16 protein-coding genes and 3 pseudogenes are annotated in these 17087 nt (G+C 67.5%); 6 read left to right on the forward strand and 13 right to left on the reverse strand.

All coding sequences use genetic code 11. The features are described from left to right. The 4 genes and pseudogenes from AB0M39_RS01205 to AB0M39_RS01220 all read right to left on the reverse strand — a co-directional run. Positions 1-581, reverse strand: a pseudogene (locus AB0M39_RS01205) (hypothetical protein); the annotation flags it as partial. A gap of 150 nt (positions 582-731) precedes the next feature. Beyond that, complete coding sequence (locus AB0M39_RS01210; protein ID WP_365358819.1) at positions 732-1070, reverse strand: hypothetical protein; 339 nt, start codon at positions 1068-1070, stop codon at positions 732-734. A 400-nt stretch (positions 1071-1470) separates the two neighbouring features. Beyond that, positions 1471-2007 (reverse strand): DUF4240 domain-containing protein, encoded by a 537-nt coding sequence (locus AB0M39_RS01215; RefSeq protein ID WP_365358821.1) that lies wholly within the window; start codon positions 2005-2007, stop codon positions 1471-1473. Between the two features lie 610 nt (positions 2008-2617). Next, entirely contained in the window at positions 2618-3109 is a 492-nt protein-coding gene (locus AB0M39_RS01220; RefSeq protein ID WP_365358823.1) for a helix-turn-helix domain-containing protein, read from the reverse strand. A gap of 77 nt (positions 3110-3186) precedes the next feature. Between AB0M39_RS01220 and AB0M39_RS01225 the strand changes: the two genes are divergently transcribed. After that, on the forward strand, positions 3187-4440 hold the full coding sequence (locus AB0M39_RS01225) for a multidrug effflux MFS transporter (RefSeq protein WP_365358825.1): 1254 nt from the start codon (positions 3187-3189) through the stop codon (positions 4438-4440). A gap of 226 nt (positions 4441-4666) precedes the next feature. Here AB0M39_RS01225 and AB0M39_RS01230 read toward each other — a convergent pair. Beyond that, a pseudogene (locus AB0M39_RS01230) lies at positions 4667-5376 on the reverse strand (transposase); the annotation flags it as partial. Here AB0M39_RS01230 and AB0M39_RS01235 point away from each other — a divergent pair. Continuing rightward, positions 5371-5541: pseudogene (locus tag AB0M39_RS01235) on the forward strand (transposase); the annotation flags it as partial. The pseudogenes AB0M39_RS01230 and AB0M39_RS01235 overlap by 6 nt on opposite strands. Positions 5542-5665: 124 nt before the next feature. Continuing rightward, positions 5666-6181, forward strand: coding sequence for a GNAT family N-acetyltransferase (locus AB0M39_RS01240; protein ID WP_365358827.1), 516 nt, complete (start codon positions 5666-5668; stop codon positions 6179-6181). 1 nt (position 6182) lies between these two features. Here AB0M39_RS01240 and AB0M39_RS01245 read toward each other — a convergent pair whose 3' ends face one another. Further along, positions 6183-6710, reverse strand: coding sequence for a transposase (locus AB0M39_RS01245; RefSeq protein ID WP_365358829.1), 528 nt, complete (start codon positions 6708-6710; stop codon positions 6183-6185). 191 nt (positions 6711-6901) lie between these two features. Between AB0M39_RS01245 and AB0M39_RS01250 the strand changes: the two genes are divergently transcribed. After that, the gene (locus AB0M39_RS01250) at positions 6902-7600 is read left to right on the forward strand and encodes a hypothetical protein (protein WP_365358831.1); all 699 of its coding nucleotides are present in this window, start codon (positions 6902-6904) and stop codon (positions 7598-7600) included. Here AB0M39_RS01250 and AB0M39_RS01255 read toward each other — a convergent pair whose 3' ends face one another. Then, positions 7601-7876 carry a hypothetical protein gene (locus AB0M39_RS01255; RefSeq protein WP_365358833.1) on the reverse strand — a complete coding sequence of 92 codons (276 nt, stop codon included), beginning with the start codon at positions 7874-7876 and terminating at the stop codon, positions 7601-7603. Positions 7877-7946: 70 nt separating this feature from the next. Beyond that, on the reverse strand, positions 7947-8579 hold the full coding sequence (locus AB0M39_RS01260) for a tyrosine-type recombinase/integrase (RefSeq protein WP_365358835.1): 633 nt from the start codon (positions 8577-8579) through the stop codon (positions 7947-7949). A gap of 838 nt (positions 8580-9417) precedes the next feature. Between AB0M39_RS01260 and AB0M39_RS01265 the strand changes: the two genes are divergently transcribed. Both AB0M39_RS01265 and AB0M39_RS01270 read left to right on the forward strand, forming a co-directional pair. Next, positions 9418-10842 carry a hypothetical protein gene (locus AB0M39_RS01265; protein ID WP_365358837.1) on the forward strand — a complete coding sequence of 475 codons (1425 nt, stop codon included), beginning with the start codon at positions 9418-9420 and terminating at the stop codon, positions 10840-10842. A 110-nt stretch (positions 10843-10952) separates the two neighbouring features. Next, positions 10953-11264, forward strand: a complete 312-nt coding sequence (locus AB0M39_RS01270) for a hypothetical protein (protein ID WP_365358839.1) — start codon at positions 10953-10955, stop codon at positions 11262-11264. A 278-nt stretch (positions 11265-11542) separates the two neighbouring features. Here AB0M39_RS01270 and AB0M39_RS01275 read toward each other — a convergent pair whose 3' ends face one another. From AB0M39_RS01275 to AB0M39_RS01295, 5 genes are all read right to left on the reverse strand, one after another. Next, a complete protein-coding gene (locus AB0M39_RS01275; RefSeq protein ID WP_365358841.1) occupies positions 11543-12715 on the reverse strand; it encodes a hypothetical protein in 1173 nt (390 codons plus the stop codon). A gap of 563 nt (positions 12716-13278) precedes the next feature. Beyond that, on the reverse strand, positions 13279-14457 hold the full coding sequence (locus tag AB0M39_RS01280; protein ID WP_365358843.1) for a Cmx/CmrA family chloramphenicol efflux MFS transporter: 1179 nt from the start codon (positions 14455-14457) through the stop codon (positions 13279-13281). Positions 14458-15183: 726 nt separating this feature from the next. Further along, positions 15184-15450, reverse strand: a complete 267-nt coding sequence (locus AB0M39_RS01285; protein WP_365358845.1) for a hypothetical protein — start codon at positions 15448-15450, stop codon at positions 15184-15186. 131 nt (positions 15451-15581) lie between these two features. Further along, a complete protein-coding gene (locus AB0M39_RS01290) occupies positions 15582-16214 on the reverse strand; it encodes a hypothetical protein (protein ID WP_365358847.1) in 633 nt (210 codons plus the stop codon). A gap of 305 nt (positions 16215-16519) precedes the next feature. Beyond that, positions 16520-17011 (reverse strand): hypothetical protein, encoded by a 492-nt coding sequence (locus AB0M39_RS01295; protein ID WP_365358849.1) that lies wholly within the window; start codon positions 17009-17011, stop codon positions 16520-16522. Positions 17012-17087 lie beyond the last annotated feature (76 nt).

Below are 17087 nucleotides of genomic sequence, written 5' to 3' on the forward strand. Positions count from 1 at the left end.
GTCGGGTGGGAGTCGTTTAATCGCGCCAGTGTCGCGGCCCTGCGACGCCGGGACGGCAGCGAGGGGTCGACGATGACCCCGGCGCCCTCGCCGGGAGCAGGTTCCAGCCACGGATCTTCCCGGCAACCCGGGCCAGGCGACGGCCGCCGGGGCCCACGTCTATGGAGAAGAGCGATTCGTCTGGCTTGGCGTCGTCGCCGCCCCACCGGACGATGCCTTCGAGGTCGGCGAGGATGTCGCGTATCACGTGCTCCTGGTGCGGGAAGAACCCGCCCTTCGCCCCGGCGGACAGTGGCCGGGGGCGGATCTGTACGGCGGGTTCCCGAAGCCTGGTCGCTCTCGGCCAGGCCCTTGCGGACCTCGCCCAGGGAACGCCAGCCGATGACGTCGCCCGTGCGGAACTCGTCGATCTCGTACCGGAAGCGGCGGATCACATGAACGAGGACGGCTACCACGTCCCCGATGCGTACGGCTGCCCTCATACCGACTCCGGCGACGGGCCGGCTCCAGACAGAGACACCGTCGTCGACGGCTTTCTCCATCTCCCAGCCGTTCGCACTCGGCCTGCCAGCAAGGACGCGGCACCGGTCAGGGTTCGCGGACGCTCCCGCAGCTCGGGCGGGGATGCCACGAGTGTGACTGCGGTCGTCGCGCGGTGGTGCCGGCAGCAGCGCCGCACTGTGCTGAGGATGGTGCGGCGCGAGAGATCAGAAGTCATGCCTGACTCCGATTCAGGTCAAGAGCGCACGGGCGGCCAGGAGCAGGACGTACGGGACAGGAATGAGAGCCGTGGCCTTCAGCCATGGGGCGAGGGGCTTGTCGCGGTGCAGCGGGATCAGCACGTCGACGACGAGGACCATCAGCAGGACCAAGCCGCCGACTACGGCCAGGACAAGCGTGGCCAGACCGGTCTGGTCGCGATCGGCTCCGCACACCTCGACGATGGTGGAGGGCTCCGTGTCGAAGGATGCGCCTGCGAACCAGTGGTGGTCGGCGAGCCACCACGCGCTGTGCAGTGGAATCACGGCGGGGACGCCGACCAGCAGATTGGCCCAGCATGCTACTCGCATCCGCAGAGACCCCCTCGCTGTCCGAGGCACTTCCGCATCGGCGCACAGTACTTGTCGTCAATCAACCGGCGGTCGAGGCTCTCGTACCCCGCCACGAGCGCGCAGCAAACGCACTTCGGGTGACGGCCTCACTGGAGACGACCCGCCGCGGTGGTGTTGACCGGAGTGCAGCGAGCACCGGGCAGACGGGGTGGTGGGGGTGCCATGAGAGCCGACCGGTCTGGCCCCAGGCCTCACACGGCAGTCGCCCGCCGCATCGCGTCGTGCGGCCGCAGCAGCCTGTTGCCAGCCTCCAACGCCGCCCGCGCATCGTCCGCGTGGGTGGGGACTTCCGGCGAGACGGGCCGGTCTGGCGGGCTGGTCGAGGATTTCTTGCAGTCAACTGCCAAGGGGCGGCTGTTCAGTCTGAGCAGAGGGCGGCGATGCGGGGCAGCCGGGGCGCAATCCTGTCGTGGTCGTCGAAGTCGAAGTCCCAGGAGGGATCGAGTTCCGGGCAGTCGACGGTGAAGGCATCGCTGGGCAGCTCCATGCCGGTTGCCGTCTCGTAGGCGTCCCAGGCGATGCTCAGGATCTGCTCGCCTTCCAGCGCGTCGCCCCCGGCTGCTGCCGCGTGGACGGCAGGCAGGTCGGCGAGGCGGTCGGCGTCTGCCATGACCTGCTCGAACACCGTGCGGCCCTGAGCTATCAGCCAGCCGCGGAAGTAGTCAAAGCCGTCGTCGGAGCATCCACCGTTGACCAGGTAGGCGGCAGCCCAGAGAGGAGCTCGATATGAGGCAGACATCAGATCCCACAGGATCTGCTGGGCGGCGATGATCTGTCGGGGCTCATACGCAGACAGGATTGCGGTGGCCTGCTCGGCGACGCCGTCGACATCCGCCGCATCGCCGGCTCGGCCACGAGCTCGGTCGATCAGACGCCCGAACTGTTCGATGTCCATGACGGCACAGCATGACACCCGGGTCGGACAACCCCCGGGGACTCCACTCCCGACCTCGGACCACCCGCTCCGCCGATGACACCTCCAAACCATGACGAGAGCCCGCCAGCCTCCCAAGACGCCACCCATCCACCGCCTCACAACCCCGCCAGACGGTGAACAGGCCAGACGACGCCTGCTGAAGGCGTCAAGCCCGCTACTCGCCGACAGTCCCGGCGTTGTTCCTGCTATGAACGACCCACCGAAGAATCACCATCCCCGCGGGCGCGGGGAGCAGGCATGCATGAAGGCGAGTGGGGCTGCGCGATTTCATAGTGGGCAAGTTTCTGGTCCGGCCGGGCGTGCCAGGATCTTCGGCATACCCACGCAGGGGTGGCCTGTGACGACGGTTGATCCGTCCGGGTGAGCGCGGGCCCACGGCGCTTGGAGGTCCATCCAGCCGGTCCCGGCCGGCCCACCCCCGATCCTGGACGATCCGCACCACTGCCGAGTCGCCCCATCGTCCGGCGGCCGATCGTAGGCGTGGCAGGGAACCGGCCAGGTGTCGCCGGGGCCGTCACCGACGGCTGAGGGTGCCATCGTGTGCCGACACCGGGCGCCCAGAGCACTGTCAATCGCGAGCGGTGTTGCGGAGGTCTCGCAAAGCGGAGCCGAGTGCACGCAGCGCCGGCGTCGCGGCGGCGAGTGCGGCACGGTCGTCGGCGGGCAGTGCAGCCAGGGCATCGGCGAACAGGGCAGCCCAGGCATTCTCAATCCGCGCCATTCCGTGCTGGGCATCCAGCGTCGGGTACAGCTGAACGGCTCGACGGTCCTGAGGATCGGTCTCGCGGCGGATCAAGCCCTGGGCGACCAGGCCTCGCACGGCTGTGCTGGCGTTGCTCCCCTGCAGCCCGAGTTCGCGCGCGAGCGCGCCCGTTCCCGTGCCCGGGGAATCCAACACATAGCGCAGGACCTCCAGCTCCGACGGCGGTAGCGGAAGCAGTCCCGCCTCGTCGACCCCTTGCAGCCGCAGGACTCGAGCGAGGGCATAGATCGCGGGGGTCAGCTGCCTGGCGTCGCGCAGCAGCGCATGGTCGTGGAGTTCGGCATCGCCCTTGGTCACTCTCCCATCCTAGCTTTTCCTATAGCTATATATCTATAGTCGTTGCGCCTGCCGTCCCTTCCTCACCCGGAGCGACCATGACCTCCCAAGCCCCCACCCAAGCCGGCCAGTCGGCGCCGAAGCCGACGCCCCCGTCCCCACCGGGCCCCCTTACCGCAACCCTCGCGCTGCTGTCCTTCGTGATCCCACTGTCCACGGACATGTACCTCCCGGGCTTTCCGGCCATGGCCCGGGATCTGTCCACGGACGCCGCCGGCGTCCAACTCACCCTCACAGCCTTCCTCTTCGGGCTCGCCGCCGGCCAGCTCGTACTCGGCCCCCTCTCCGACCGGTACGGACGCCGCAAGCCGATCCTCGTAGGAACCGGCATCTGCACATTGGTCACGGCTCTGTGCGCAGTCGCCCCCTCGCTCGAGCTCCTGACCGGCCTGCGATTCCTCATGGGATTCAGCGGGGCTGCAGCTGTAGTCGTCGGCCGGGCCGTGGTCTCAGACGTCGCGTCCGGCACGGCCGCCGCGAGGATCTTCGGCATGCTGATGGCCCTGGGCGGCATCGCCCCCATCGTGGCGCCGCTGGCCGGCGGGGCAATAGTGAACGGCTCCGGCGGCTGGCGCACGGTCTTCTGGGTACTGGCCGGCGCGACCGCGCTCATGCTCCTGGCCGCGCTGCTCCTCGTCCCGGAGAGTCTGCCCCCCGAACACCGACACCCCGGCGGCATCCAGGCCACGCTCAAGGCCGCCGCCTCGGTCCTGACCGACCGCTTCTACCTCGGCTACACACTTGCCTTCTGCTTCGCCAGTGCCACCCTGTTCTGCTACATCGCCGCCTCCCCCTTCCTGCTGCAGAACGTTCTGGGCCTCAGCGTCGGCGAGGCATCCACGGCCTTCTCCGTCGGCGCCCTCACCGCCACCGCCTCCAGCGCCGCCGCTACCCGCCTCGTGAGCCGCTACGGCTCTCGGCTCCTGCTGAACACCGGACTGGCCGCGCTACTGATGTCGAGCGCCGTCGCCCTGCTCGTCACCGCCACCGGAAATCTCAACCGGGTGTGGGCCCTGGGCTTGGTCGGCATCGGCTTCCTCGGCCTCGGGCAGGTCTTCGCCACCGCAACAGCACTCGCCCTCGAACGCGTGCCGCACGCGGCCGGTACCGGTTCCGCAGTGCTCGGCACACTGCAAAGCATCCTCGGCGCGGCCGTCGCTCCGCTAATGGGCATCAAGGGCGGCCACACCGTCGTGCCGCTCTTCCTCGGCATGACCGGCTGCACAATGATCGCCACGCTCGCACTGTGGTTGACCAGGCAAGACCCAGATCGGGCACAACGGAAGCAATAGCCGCACAAGACGGTTGACAGTCGACAGATGAACGAGCCACACGAGCAGACGGCTTTCGCTACACCATCCGGTCTACCCACTTAGGTGATCCGGTCCTTCTCCTGAACCGGCCCCGTTCGGGGCTGCGAGTCTGCCCAGCCGAGAACGTCTTCACAACGCTTCGGTCGTCCGCGCTTGGCCACGACCGGACCGATGATGCGCTGTGGCTGTGTAAGTTCGCGGTTGGTCAGGCTGCGGTGTTGAGGGGGCGGCCGCCCCAACGGATGCCCTTCTCGCTTCGGATGCGGGCGCGGTCCTTGCGCTCGGCGGCCAGGACGTCGCGGTGGCGGGCGTTGGCGTTGCGCCAGCGTAGACAGGCGTGCAGGGCTCGTGTCTGCACGGTGCGGTTGGGGTGGTTGGAGTTGGCGAACTGCCCAGCGGTCCGAAGTGGGCCTCGATGGGGTTGGCCCAAGAGGCGTAGGTCGGGGTGAAGCACAGCTCGACCTCGTGTTTTGTAGCCCAGCGGCGGATGTCGGTGCCTTTATGGGCGGACAGGTTGTCCAGGATCGCGTAGACGGGGGCACCGTCGGGCCGGGCGGCGCGGATCGACTTGAGCGCGGCCAGCGTGTTCGCGGCGCCTTTCTTGCGGCGGTTGACGCCCCACAACATGTCGTCGCCGACCGAGTAGCAGCCGTGGAAGTACCGGACTCCATGGGGGCAGTGGTAGGCGGCCGGCACCCGGTCGGAGCGATTCCGGTCGGCCCAGCCCGAGCCTGCGGTGGACCGGATCCCGAGTGGGCCGAACTCGTCGAACGCGAAGACCCGGTCGGGGAAACGGTCCAGGACGTGCTCGATCCGGTCCAGCTCCGCCTCGCGGTCGGGGTCGGTGGATTCCTTCCAGGTCTTGGTGCGCTGGAAGGTGACTCCACGGCGGGCGAGCAGGCCGCGTAACGCCTCACCCCGGCCCGGGTCCGCCGAGGGTTCAGGAACATCCGCGCCCACCTGCTCTGCCCGGCACATGTTCCTCAACCGACCGGAACCGGACCCGGACGCCCTCCCGGCTCGAAGAACCGGTGGCCCGCCACCCGCTACGACGTCGGCAAGACCGTCAAACGACCCTAAACCCTCAAAGCCATCGGCAAACCCGGTCGCTCCTGGTAGATAGAAAACAAGCTCAGTAAGTGTTTGAGATCCCCGCGAACTGGTGTCCTGTTGGTGCTGCGGGTGGCATGCCATGATCGGGCCCATGTCTGCTGCATCTGCTGTCGATTACTGGCCGGCCTCAATGACCACAAAGCGTCTGCTCTTGCGCCCTGTTGAACTGGCAGATGGATCGGCAATGGCCCGTTTGTGGACTGACCCAGAGGTGCGTCGATACCTCGGTGGGCCAGTTCCGGAAGACGTGGTGAGCGTCCGCCAGGCACGATGTGTCGGAGCCAAAGGGCTGTTCGCCGTGGTGCGGCAGCAAGATGACGAGCTCCTGGGATCAGTTTTCGTGGAGCCAGGAGGTCGAGATGGTCGGACCGAGATCTCGTATCAGCTCGCGCCGGACCACTGGGGTTTCGGCTACGCCCGTGAGGCGGTGGCTGCTGCAGTCAGCTGGGCTCTGGCAGAGATCCCTGCGGAAATGCCGGGGGTGGTCGCTGTGACGCAAGCTGCCAACGAGGGTTCACGACGTCTTCTTGAAGCTCTCGGAGCGTCCTTGGTCGACCACTTCGTCGCGTGGAACGCGCCCCAGGTGATGTATCGCTTCGACCAGTGATTCAGCCGCTGGACTTCCTCGCCCAGTCGGCGCGAGGTCCCTTGCGGGTGAGACGCCGGGTCATGAGTGTGATGAGTGCCCAGGTCAGGCGTGCTTCGGAGTGTTGTGGGAGGCGTTCGTAGTCGCGGACGTTGCGGCGGAAATTCATGATCCAGCCGAGGGTTCGTTCGACTTTCCAGCGCCGTGGCAGGACGACGAAGCCTTTCGCTCCGCGGGGTCGGGAGACCGTTCTGAGGGTCATATGCAGGAATTCGTCGGACCAGTTGGTGAGCTGGCCGGCGTGGGCGGAGTCGGCCCAGACCTGGGTGATCTGCGGTTGCAGGACGCGCAGACGCCAGAGGAGTTCGCGGGCGGCGTCGCGGTCGGTGGTGTCGGCGGGTGTGACGGTGATCATCACCGGGAGGCCGAGGGTGTCGATAGCGATGTGTCTCTTGCGTCCGTTGATTTTCCTCCCGGCGTCGAAGCCGCGGGTGGCTTTGGAGACGGTCTCGGCTCCCTTGACGGACTGGCTGTCAACGATCCACGTCACTGGCCAGGCGCATCGTCCCTGGCCAATGCGGGATCTGTCGGCGGAGCTGATCGCGCAGGAAGGCGATGACGCCGCGTCGGTGCCAGGCGGCGAAGGGGTAGTAGACGGTCTGCCAGGGCGTTCTGTGGAATCAACTGTGTTAAGTGGGTGCTGGTGGGAGTGTTGTCAGTGGGATCGGCTTGGATGGATCCGTGTCTGTCTATGAGCTCACTCGTCAGCTGCCGGAGATCTCGATCATTCGGGATCGCTCCCGTGCCATGGCTGTCCTCGACTCCATCATGAGCCCGGAGTGGGAGTCGCGGTTCTACTCGTTCGACTCTCAGTGGTCGCCGGCCGAGGAGATGGCCTCTATGCGCGATGGCTGCGGCAATGACTACTCGATCGTCTTCTCTCCAGCGGGTGCGTTTTGCCGCGGGTTCGATCACGAGTCGCCGATGAGCCCGCATCGGGTCACGCCTCCGGTTCCGTGGCCAGGGCTGTTCGATGGAGTGCCGGCGGCGTTTCTCCACCACGTCTCGGAACCCGCGTTCAGCGGGCCCGACGGAACACCACGGGCAACCGTATGCTTCTGGCGTGAACAGGCTGACTCCGAGTGGAGGGCCGGGACCATCGAGGCCCTGCCTGCGGGTGTAGAGGACGGCGACAGCGCGGAGTGGCTGTTCGACGTCTTGGTGGATGGCCGTCCCGAGGCGTATCAGCAGTTTGCAGAGGAGTACTACGAGGTCGCGGTGGACATCGAGGCCGTCCGTCACGTCTATGCCCTGCAGCCTCTTACTCAGGACGTGGTCTCTGCGTTGAACCTGGGCGTCGACCTTGCTGACCTGGCCGAGGATCTGACGCAGATCGGTTATCCCGTCCCGGGGCCAGCTTCTGGCCCCGGGACCGCGTGATCACTGGGCGGGTCCGCGTCTCACCTCGACCACAGGCAGCAGGGTCGCGGTGGCTGGGATGCCGATCTGCCGTGGTGTCGGCCCAGCCGGAGTCGGGACGTCGGTGAGTCGTTCGAGGAGTTGGTCAAGGGCGGTCTGCCCGTCGTCGACGGCGGCGCGTTCATCGTCGGTGCGTGGGATATTGGCCAGCATCCTCGGCAAGTTGTCTTTCGCCTCCAGCAGTTGCCCCTTGCTGGATTCTTTTGGGGTGTAGAAGTCGCAGCGTGCGCAGGCCATCCGGTTCTGGCACTGCTCGAAGAAGGTGTATGTGCATAGTCCGTGTCCCAGGTCGTAGTACTGCCAGGGCTCACCTGCCGCGGCGGCCCCGGAGGTGACCGCGTCGCGGTCGACGAGGACTTCGATGGTGCGTACGTTTCTGGCGAAGTAGCCGGCGTCGTTGTAGGCCCTGGCCAGGGTGTTCGGGGGTGAGCTTCGCATAGTGCGTGGTCGCCTCGGGAGTCTGGTGGCCCAACCATTCCTGCAGCTCGAAGAGGGTCATGGGCTCCGTGGCGTTGTAGAGCTGGCTGGCGACCGTGGACCGGGCCCGGTGGCTAGTGATGCTGCCGCGGACAACGGCGTTGGGGACGCCGGCCTTGCGGCAGAGCATCGGGATGATCGCCGTGTTGATGTAGTGCTTTGCGACCCGGTTGGCGCGGTGGGCGAACAGGAAGTCGGCGTACTCGTTGGTCTTGCGGTCGAGCATCCGCGGCTGAGCGGGTCTGACGGCCTGCCACGCCTCGATTGCTTGGCCCAGGAGTGGGTCGACGGGCATGGTGAACGCTGTGCCGGTCTTGTGGGTCGGCACGTCCAGCAGGCAGACGGCGTCGCGAGCGAGGACCTCTCCGGAGTCGCCGGGGATGGGCAGACCGTCGTGCTGCCAGCGGATGCAGCCCACCCGGAGGCGGGCGATCTCGTCGCTGGACGACTTCCTCGGCCCCATAGAGATCCCCGGCCAGCTCGGGGCAGACGAGCAGGGCATCGGTGATCATCGTGTCCTGCCGCTGCACGTAGCCCTCGGGCGACAACCCCAGCTCCAGCGAGGCTCCCATGGAAACCCCCCATGCCGCGACTTCAGGATCGCCGCTCCAGTTCACCCGCACCGAAACCCCCTCCCTGCGTGCGAGGCCGCGGATGTCCGTGCACGCCTCGGACGGCACACGGGCGATCAGCTCGACGTCCCCCAGCCGCACCAGCGGTCCGTCCATCGCATCGATCGCCACCGCGACCAGGTCGGCGTCCTCCCCGTAGACCGCGGTCACACCCCAGTCGCCGTAACTGCCCCATCCCAGCCCGCTGCCGAGGCCCTGCGAGACGTAGGCGACTGCCCCGTCCAAAGCCGTCGCCACCTGATCGCAGCTCATCCCGAACCGCAACGGCCCCACCCCGACCATCGGCTCAAGCACCCACTTGGCCCGCGCCCCGGGCCTCCTGTTCCACCAAGGCATGTCAACCCCAACGATCGCTTCGAGCAGCTTCGGCACATCCTGCCGGTGATCTTGTCGGCCACCCTAGGCACAGCCTCTGACAACGCGTTCGTCGACGACATCGCTCGCACGGTGGGGAACACGAGCTGGTCTGTCGAGCGAAGCAGACAACCATAGGGCTTTCAGGGAGCCCCGACGGCGGACGATCAACTCCTCAGGCAACCGCCCACGACCAGTGCGAGCACCCCGAGAGAGGTCAACACCAGCCCTTTGTCTGCGGCTTCAAGTCGACGGAGGCTCACTGCACCTCTGCTGTGCACCGAGACGTCAGTGGTCGTGTCTAGGCTGGCCCGCGTGAACGTCGACGATCTTGTATGGCAGGAAGACAGCTGCGGCGGAGTCTCTCCGCGGACAGTGGACTTGCTTCTCGAACACGGCCACCTGGACCTGGTCGTGCAGGCTGCAGGCGAGCGGGACGACTGGTTCTGCGCGCGGGCGGCAGCGCGTGAACTGTGCGTGGGAGGAGAGTTCGAGCGGGCCTGGGCGGTGATGAAGCCGTTCGCAGAGACCGGATGGCTGCCAGCCGTGTCGGCGGGCGCCGATGTCCTGCTCCAGTGGGGCCGTACCGAGGAGGCACTGACACTGGCGCGCCCGGACGGCGCGAGAGAGACGGGCGAAGCGTGCAGGAGGTACGCCGAAGTCCTGATGAGAGCCGGGCGGGCGGATGAGACGATCACGGTGCTCACGCCTCACCTCATGGATGACAGAGTGCTCTCGTTCCTGGTGGAGATGACCGAGGGACAGGGGCGGGACGAATCGGTCCTTCAACTGCTCACCCCGCTCGCTGAGGAGGCCCGGCAGAGGCCGGCCGAAGACCGGACACTCGCGCTGTGGCGGGCTCTGGACCTGCAGGCCGAGGTCCTGGAAAGGTCCGGCCGGCCAGAGCAGGCGATCCTGCTCCTCGGCGCGGACGTGGCCGGGCACCGAGAGGGTCCCGAGATCACGGTCGCGTCCTACGCAGCCCTCGTCGCCCGGCACGGACGACTCGAGGAACTGCGCCAGATGGCCGTCGGCGATCACGCATACGCAGCCTTCCCGCCCTTGGTGAAGGCGCTCGAACAGGCAGGGCGGGCATACGAGGCCGAGACGCTCCTGCGCGAATACATCCTCGCCGTCGACTGGCCGGGCAACTATCAGTGCCTCCTCATGGAACTGCTGGCCCGGCAGGGACGGATCGACGACGCCGTCGAGGCGGTGCGGCCCACATTCGACGATCACTGGAACGGCCTGCTGCAGGCCGCGGTGATGCTGCTCGCCGAGCACGGACGCCACGATCGGGCGCTGCAGCTCCTGGAGGAACGCAGCCCGGAGTTCCTTGAAGAGTGTGGGCACTGGGTTCCGTCCAACCGGTGGTGGCTGATGGGCGAGTCGGGGCGCAGCCGCGACGCAATCGCGGAGATCGAGGCGGCACCCGAGCTGGAACCGGATGAGCGGGATGCCACGATCGCCTGGCTGCTGGCACAGGACGGCCGGCTGGACGAGGCGATCGATCTGCTCGCCTCGTGCGGGGGACGCCACGCTACGGACCTCGCCGGACTCCTGATCAGGCAGAACCGGCCTGCCGAGGCGATCGCAGCCATCCCCAGCGTCGCCGCACAGCGGGAGGAAGAAGTGCGGCGGTGGGGCGCCCGGAGCAGCAAGGGAGACAGCGGGGCTTGCACCGGCGAGTGCAGCAGCAAGGAAGACGACGAGGGGCATACCGACGATCCGCGGTTCTAGGGCCGCATTCGCCAGCCCCGCATCACGGACCTCGGCGGCCGGCCATCACGGCTAGGCAGTTTCTTACGGATCACCGCACTGCTCCGAGCTGTCGATGCTGTGATGGCTTCATGCGACCTGAGCATTGTGTGACCCGGAACCACATCGAGGTGTGGCATGAACGTGCGCTGCCGTCGGGACCAGAACGGGTCGGGTTCTGGGCTGTGCTGCGTGGTTCGTTCCTGCCGATCCTTGTCTGGACGGGCGTCGCCTCTTTCGCGTACGTCGTCTACAACCCGCTCGCAGCGATGGGCCTCGGTGGGCTCTTCGCGCTGTCGTTCATCGTGGGGTTCGGGCTCCGCCGCAGGGCAAGGCACTCGGTTCGCTGCAGCGTCTACGGTGCGCTGGGCGGAGTGCTCGACAAGTCCATGGCCGGGTTCTGAAGCGTTGCCGCGGAGGGGAGGCAGGTCCTGCTTCGGGACTTGCCGAGTCTCAGCAGGTGTCCTGCCTCACATGAGTCGGGGCAGTCTCGATCATCTCAGGGCAACTGGGCAGGCGTCTCAGTCTTCTCGGGGCGCACAGACTCGGAGGCCAAGCAGCCGATCCCAGCCTTCAACAGGGCTGGGATCGGCTGCTTTAGCCCGGGGCCCGGTACCGGTGGCACAGTGACGGCATGGACCGCGTCCTCGTGCCTAGGCGACGCGGCGGCCGGGCGGCGCGATCAGCGATCGTGGAGAAGGGCGACCGCTTCGGCGAAGTCGGCATGCGCGGGTTCGAAGGATCGTGCCGCGACGAGGAACATCGACCGGTCGGTGAGGGCGCGGGCGAGGCGTGCGTGGTTGTCGGGCAGGCGGCGGGCGAGCGTCACACCCTCGTCGAAGTACGGCGTGAACCGGTCCTTGAACAGGTAGGGGTGGTCGCCTTCGCGGACGGCCGCGCGGATGCCGATCCTGCGTTGGACGTCGACCAGCTCGGGCAGCCGATCGGCCTCGCGCAGTCTCGCCGCCTCCGCTTCGAGGCCCGGCAGCATGCCGAGAAAACCTTCCCGCACGTCGCGCGACCATCGGAGCTCCGTGCCGAACGGCGGCATCGGCGACTCGGGGCTCGCGGCGGGTTCGGCTGCCCGCCCCGACAGGACGAAGAGCGTCCTCCACCACCCGAGGATGCAACTCCAGTTCTTCGGCTCGCCCGTGGTCGCGAGCTCCTCCAGGACACACAGAGCCTCTCGCCGGGCGGCCGCAGCACTCGCCTCATCCCCGACGGCCTCCCGCATCCGGGAGAAGTGAACCAACTCCCAGGTGAGAATCGCCAGAGCGGTGCGCTGTTCCGCCACCTTGCGCCGGGTCTCCTCAAGGAGCTCGCGGAAGACGGCTGATGCGGCGTCGTGCAGCCCGGCGCCCTCCAGGTTCGCCGCCCACTGGACCATGTTCCAGAAGGAGTGCTCCCGGATTCCGTTCCGGGCGGCCTCTTCGTCGAGCTTTGCGGCCTCCCTGAAGTGCCCCTCCTCGGCCAGAACGCTCGCCAAGGGCTCGCTTCGGCCGGCCTCGGCCAGCTCCTCACAGATTGCGCGTCCTTCCACCCTGTGCCCGAGGGCGAACAAGGAAGCCTGATAGGCGTCCAGGGCCCGGTGCAACCGCTCCGCCCGGTTCGGCGCCCCGACCTCTATCCTGCGAGCGGCCCGGGAAGCCTCCGCGGCGAGCGCGAGGTCCACCTTCGGATCCCGGCTCTCGTAGCGCAGCCCGAGCAGGGCGTCGACCAACTTCGGCATGTACGCCTTTGGACTCACCTCGGCCAGAACCCGGTACGCGCCGACCAGTTCGGCCTGACTCGGCCGTCCGGACCCCAGCAGCAGCACGCGGGCCCGAAGCACCGCGTCGTGATCGATCGTCACCATTCCCCCTATCTGCGGATGACGCACGAAGGAGATTCTGAGTGGCGGGGAACGGACCGGACAAGCCTCGCGAACTGTGCGTTCCGTCCTACGCAAAACGGCGCTGACCTGTCATGATGGACATGCTTTCGTCCTGAATCCACGAGCGTCCTGAATCCACGAGCGGGGAGCCGCACCGGACGCCTCCCGCACAGCACACAATGGGGCCGCATCCGGCACGGCCTGCGTCTCGGGCAGCGGTTGACCGGGCGGGTGAGCCGGGTTCCGACGTCCACTACGGCTGCACCCCATACCACGCTCGTGCTGCCGTGCCCCGAGATCGTAGAGACGAAACGACGACCCTCGTCTCAACCAATCTGGGGCACCGCAGGTCAAAGCCATGCTCTTCCTCCGTTGTCGGTGGCGGTGCCTAGGGTGCACTGCCATGGACGCTGCTGATCTCGACTACCGGGCCCGGGCCTTGTCCGAGACACCAGCCTCGGCGGCGACGGGCGAGATCGGACGGGTACGGCAGCGCTCCACAAGCCACCGGCGTCCCTCGATGTTCAAAGGAGCGTTCGCATGTGTCACCGCAGCACCTCGGTACTCCGGCCGGCCGTGACGACGGTGAGGAGGGGGAACGCGATGAGCATCGCGACCGCGACGAGAAGTCCGCTCGCCCAGAGCGGCCCGAGGACACCGGCTTCAGTGCCGAGGGTGGCCGCAGCCACAGCGGGGCCGACGGCGGCACCCACGTTGAGCGCCGCCGTCGCATACGAACCGGCCATCGTGGGGGCTCCCGCGGCCTCGTAGAGGACCCGTGTAATCAGCGTGCTGCCCAGCGCGAACGACAGCGCGCCCTGCACGAACACGAGGGTGAACAGGGCAATCGGCTCGTTGGCCAGCATCGCCAGAGCCGGCCAGCCGATGAGCAGCAACGGACCGCCGACCGCGACGACCGGACCGGGACTTCGGTCGGACAGCCGTCCGGCGACGGTGACGCCCACGAGGGAACCGGCGCCGAAGAGCACCAGAGCGACAGAGACCCACAACTCGCCCAGCCCGGCGCTGTCGGTCACCACGGGGGCAAGAAAGGTGAGGCTGCCGAAGGTCGCCGCGTTCACCAGCGCTCCGAGCAGCATCACCAGGATCAACCGCGGCCGGGCAAGCTGGGCGAGCTCCGCTCGCAACGCCGGCCTGCCAGTCGCCTCATCCTCACCGCGTCCTGCTGGGATGCCTTTCAGGATGCCGAGAGAGGCAGGCAGGCAGAGAACAGCGACGGCCCAGAAGGTGGCCCGCCAGCCGAGTGCCGTGCCGAGCACCGACCCACCAGGGACACCGGCGATCGTGGCCACCGTCGTGCCCGACAGCAGCACGGCCAGCGCCCGTCCCTTCCTGTCGGGTGAGACGAGCCCGGCCGCAGCCGTCAGAGCGACGGCGAGGAACCCCGCGTTCGTGATCGCGGCGACGACCCGGGTAGCGAACAGGATGGGGAAGCTCGTTGTGACGGCGCCCAAGACGTGAGCTGCCGCGAACACGAGGACGAACCCGAGAAGGACCGGGCGCCTGGGCCAGTTGCGGGCAAGCGCGGCCACCAGGGGAGCGCCGACGATCATGCCGATCGCGAAAGCCGAGGTGAGCACGCCTGCTGTCCCGACGGTGACGTCAAAATCCGAGGCGATGTCCGGCAAGAGGCCGGCGAGCATGAACTCCGAGGTGCCCATGGCGAAGACCGCCAGGGCAAGCAGGTACAGCGGGAGAGGCATCGAGTGGCTCCGAGGTGAGGAGAGGCACGAGAAGGTCATCTCGTCACCGCGGCCAGCCCCGAGCGCACATTCGTCCCACCGCAGAAGGCGGCGCGACGACAGGGCTACGAGCTCAGTGGTGCAGGGGGCTGACGGCGTGACCGAAAGCCCCCACCTTGTCTGACTCAGGACTCGACATGGCTCGCACGCTACCCGACCGATGCACGTCGAAGCATTCTGGTTTTACAGGCATCGGCCTGCGTCACCAACGTCCTGTCCCGCAACATCTAGTAGCGGATGAGCGGACCGCCGGCCGCCCGTGGAGGGGCAGTGCCGCGCAGTGGCTTCGGGCGGCGGCCGGGGGAAGGTAGAAGGCTCAAGGGCAAGCCCCGCCAGCCTGAAGGGACGTGTTGGGGACCGTGCGCTCAGGCGGGCAAGGGACTGAGGGAGCCGGTGACCGCGGCGATCAAGGTTCGCCCAACCCGGCTGATCCGCCCGGGAGCTGGGGCCAGTCGAGCGGTTCTCGTGCCCAGCCCCGGGGTCTGTGCGTGGGCAGTGGTTCCCGTCTGGGCAACGGCCAGGAGGACCAGTACCGACCGCGTCCACGAACAGGGTGCGGCCCGCGGCATGCAACCGCGCGATCCTCAGCTCGATCCCCGGAATAAGGACGTCCGACAGCTCACGCAACCCCCTACAGAAGTTGTGCCGCGACGAGACGATCCGGCATGCCTGCCGCCGAGCTCGTGGTCAGTACGGGCGCTGGATGCCGTGAGCCTCCAACGCGCTCTCGTAGCGGCCCAGCAATTCGTCGAAGTCGGCCAGGAGGACGGTGGCGGCCTCGTGAGCGTCATGGACGTCGCCCTGGGCGCAGGCCTCCACGATCTCGGCGACGTCGCCGCGGATGATCGACAGCGAGTCACCCTGGATCAGCACCCCCGGGAAGCGACGTGGGGGCAAGCGGACAACCGCGTCGTTGCCCGGATCCGTGAGCAGCTCAGCCTCAATGCGTTCCATCGGGCTACCCAACAGCAGACGCCATACCTCATCCAACCGTAGCCGTCACGAAAGCGCGGTCACAGCCGCATCCTTACCCGCCCGTGATCTCACGGGATTCGAGTCGAGCAGCGTCAGTAGAGCTGCTTGGGCTAGAAGGGGGGCTGCCAGTCATGCCAGTTCGGCGCGTAGCCAGGCGGGGGCCAGTGCTCTGAATGACCGGGGTACATCCACTGACGGCCTACCCACTCGCATTCCGGGATCGCGCCTTCCCAGTCGTCGGTGCAGCGGTCGGCCCAGGCCCGGCCCACCATAACCGGCCGGGTCACCACGTTTCCGGCGGCCTCTTGTACCCGCACGACGAGACCGAGCCCGTTGGCTCCGGGGTTTCCTCGCGGACCGTACCTCACATCGAGCACCCCACAATCGTGAGCATGCAGGAGGAACCGCTCTAGATCGGCCGGAACGCAAGCGGTCAACGCTCGTCCCCAGAGCGTCATCTGGGGGCCATGCACTGCGTCGACCGCGACGCAGAAGAGCAGGCCGTCGGCGAAGTAGGCATACACGGCGGGCTCCGCCGGCCCAGTACCGAACTCCACACCCAGGATTTCCCGAAACGATGGGTCAGCCTGGAACCGACGCAGTTCGGCCATGCCGGGCAGCACTGCGGCGACCTCAGCGATAGGCATGCCGAAACACAGCGGCCCGACGCCTTCCAGGGGCATCAGCTCCCAGTCGACCCGCGCCGGCCTCTTCACAGCATCTTGAGACTCTGCTACCGCCATCTGTTCACCCGCCCCCGCCCATGCACCGAGCCTCCCCACTTCTCGGCGCTCTACATCACCCTGGCATTACACCAGGCCCAAGATCGTTCACGGAACTCCGGTCAGAGCCAGAATCCGAGATCGGCATCAACTCAACTCGGCCGAAGGCATCTGGTCGTTGGCCGACCGACATCGGCGACTTCGCCGCCGCCGACCTCGGCGAGATCACCCGCGGACGCCAGGCGCCGGCTCAAGCAGATCCAGTACCGGCCTCACGTGATCGACGGCGGCCCTGCAAAACCGGCTTGGCCCTCGGGTCGTGATCGTCAGAAGTAGCCGAAGAAGCGGTGCCACCAACTGGGGCGCTGGATGTGCCGGGGCAGCCGGCTCGGCCCGTCGTAGTCGCGCTCCAGCAGCTCCTCGGCAACAACCGTGTACCCGAGGTCGGCCAACGCCCGATTGACCTTGGCGAGATCAGCGGCGTCCAGCTCGCCTTCGGCTCGGGCCTCTCCGGTGCCGAGAAAGGCTCCGGGGTTGTCTGCACAGACCAGGGCGAGCGACCCGAACTTGCTCACGCAGACCACGATCCGAGTCCCGCAGACGGTTGCCTCCGCGGGCACGACGACGCGTCCGTACTCGCTGGAGTCCTGGGTGTCCGGCTCAGCAACGCACCGGGCTGTGAAGTCGCCCTCGAGCCGTGCCACCAGGCGGTCGAACAGAACAGCGGTCTCACTGCGGTTGTAGTCTCGCGGCCGCTCCAGCCATGTGGGGTCGTCGAGCCCCCGCAGCAAGGTCAACAGATCCGCTTCGCTCTCCATCACTCGTACATCCTGGCCCGAGAGCTACACCTGGATCCACACGTATTCGGTCGTCCGCGCCCGCCCGACCCGGGCC

It is taken from the genome of Streptomyces sp. NPDC051907, assembly GCF_040681075.1.
GTDB lineage: Bacteria > Actinomycetota > Actinomycetes > Streptomycetales > Streptomycetaceae > Streptomyces.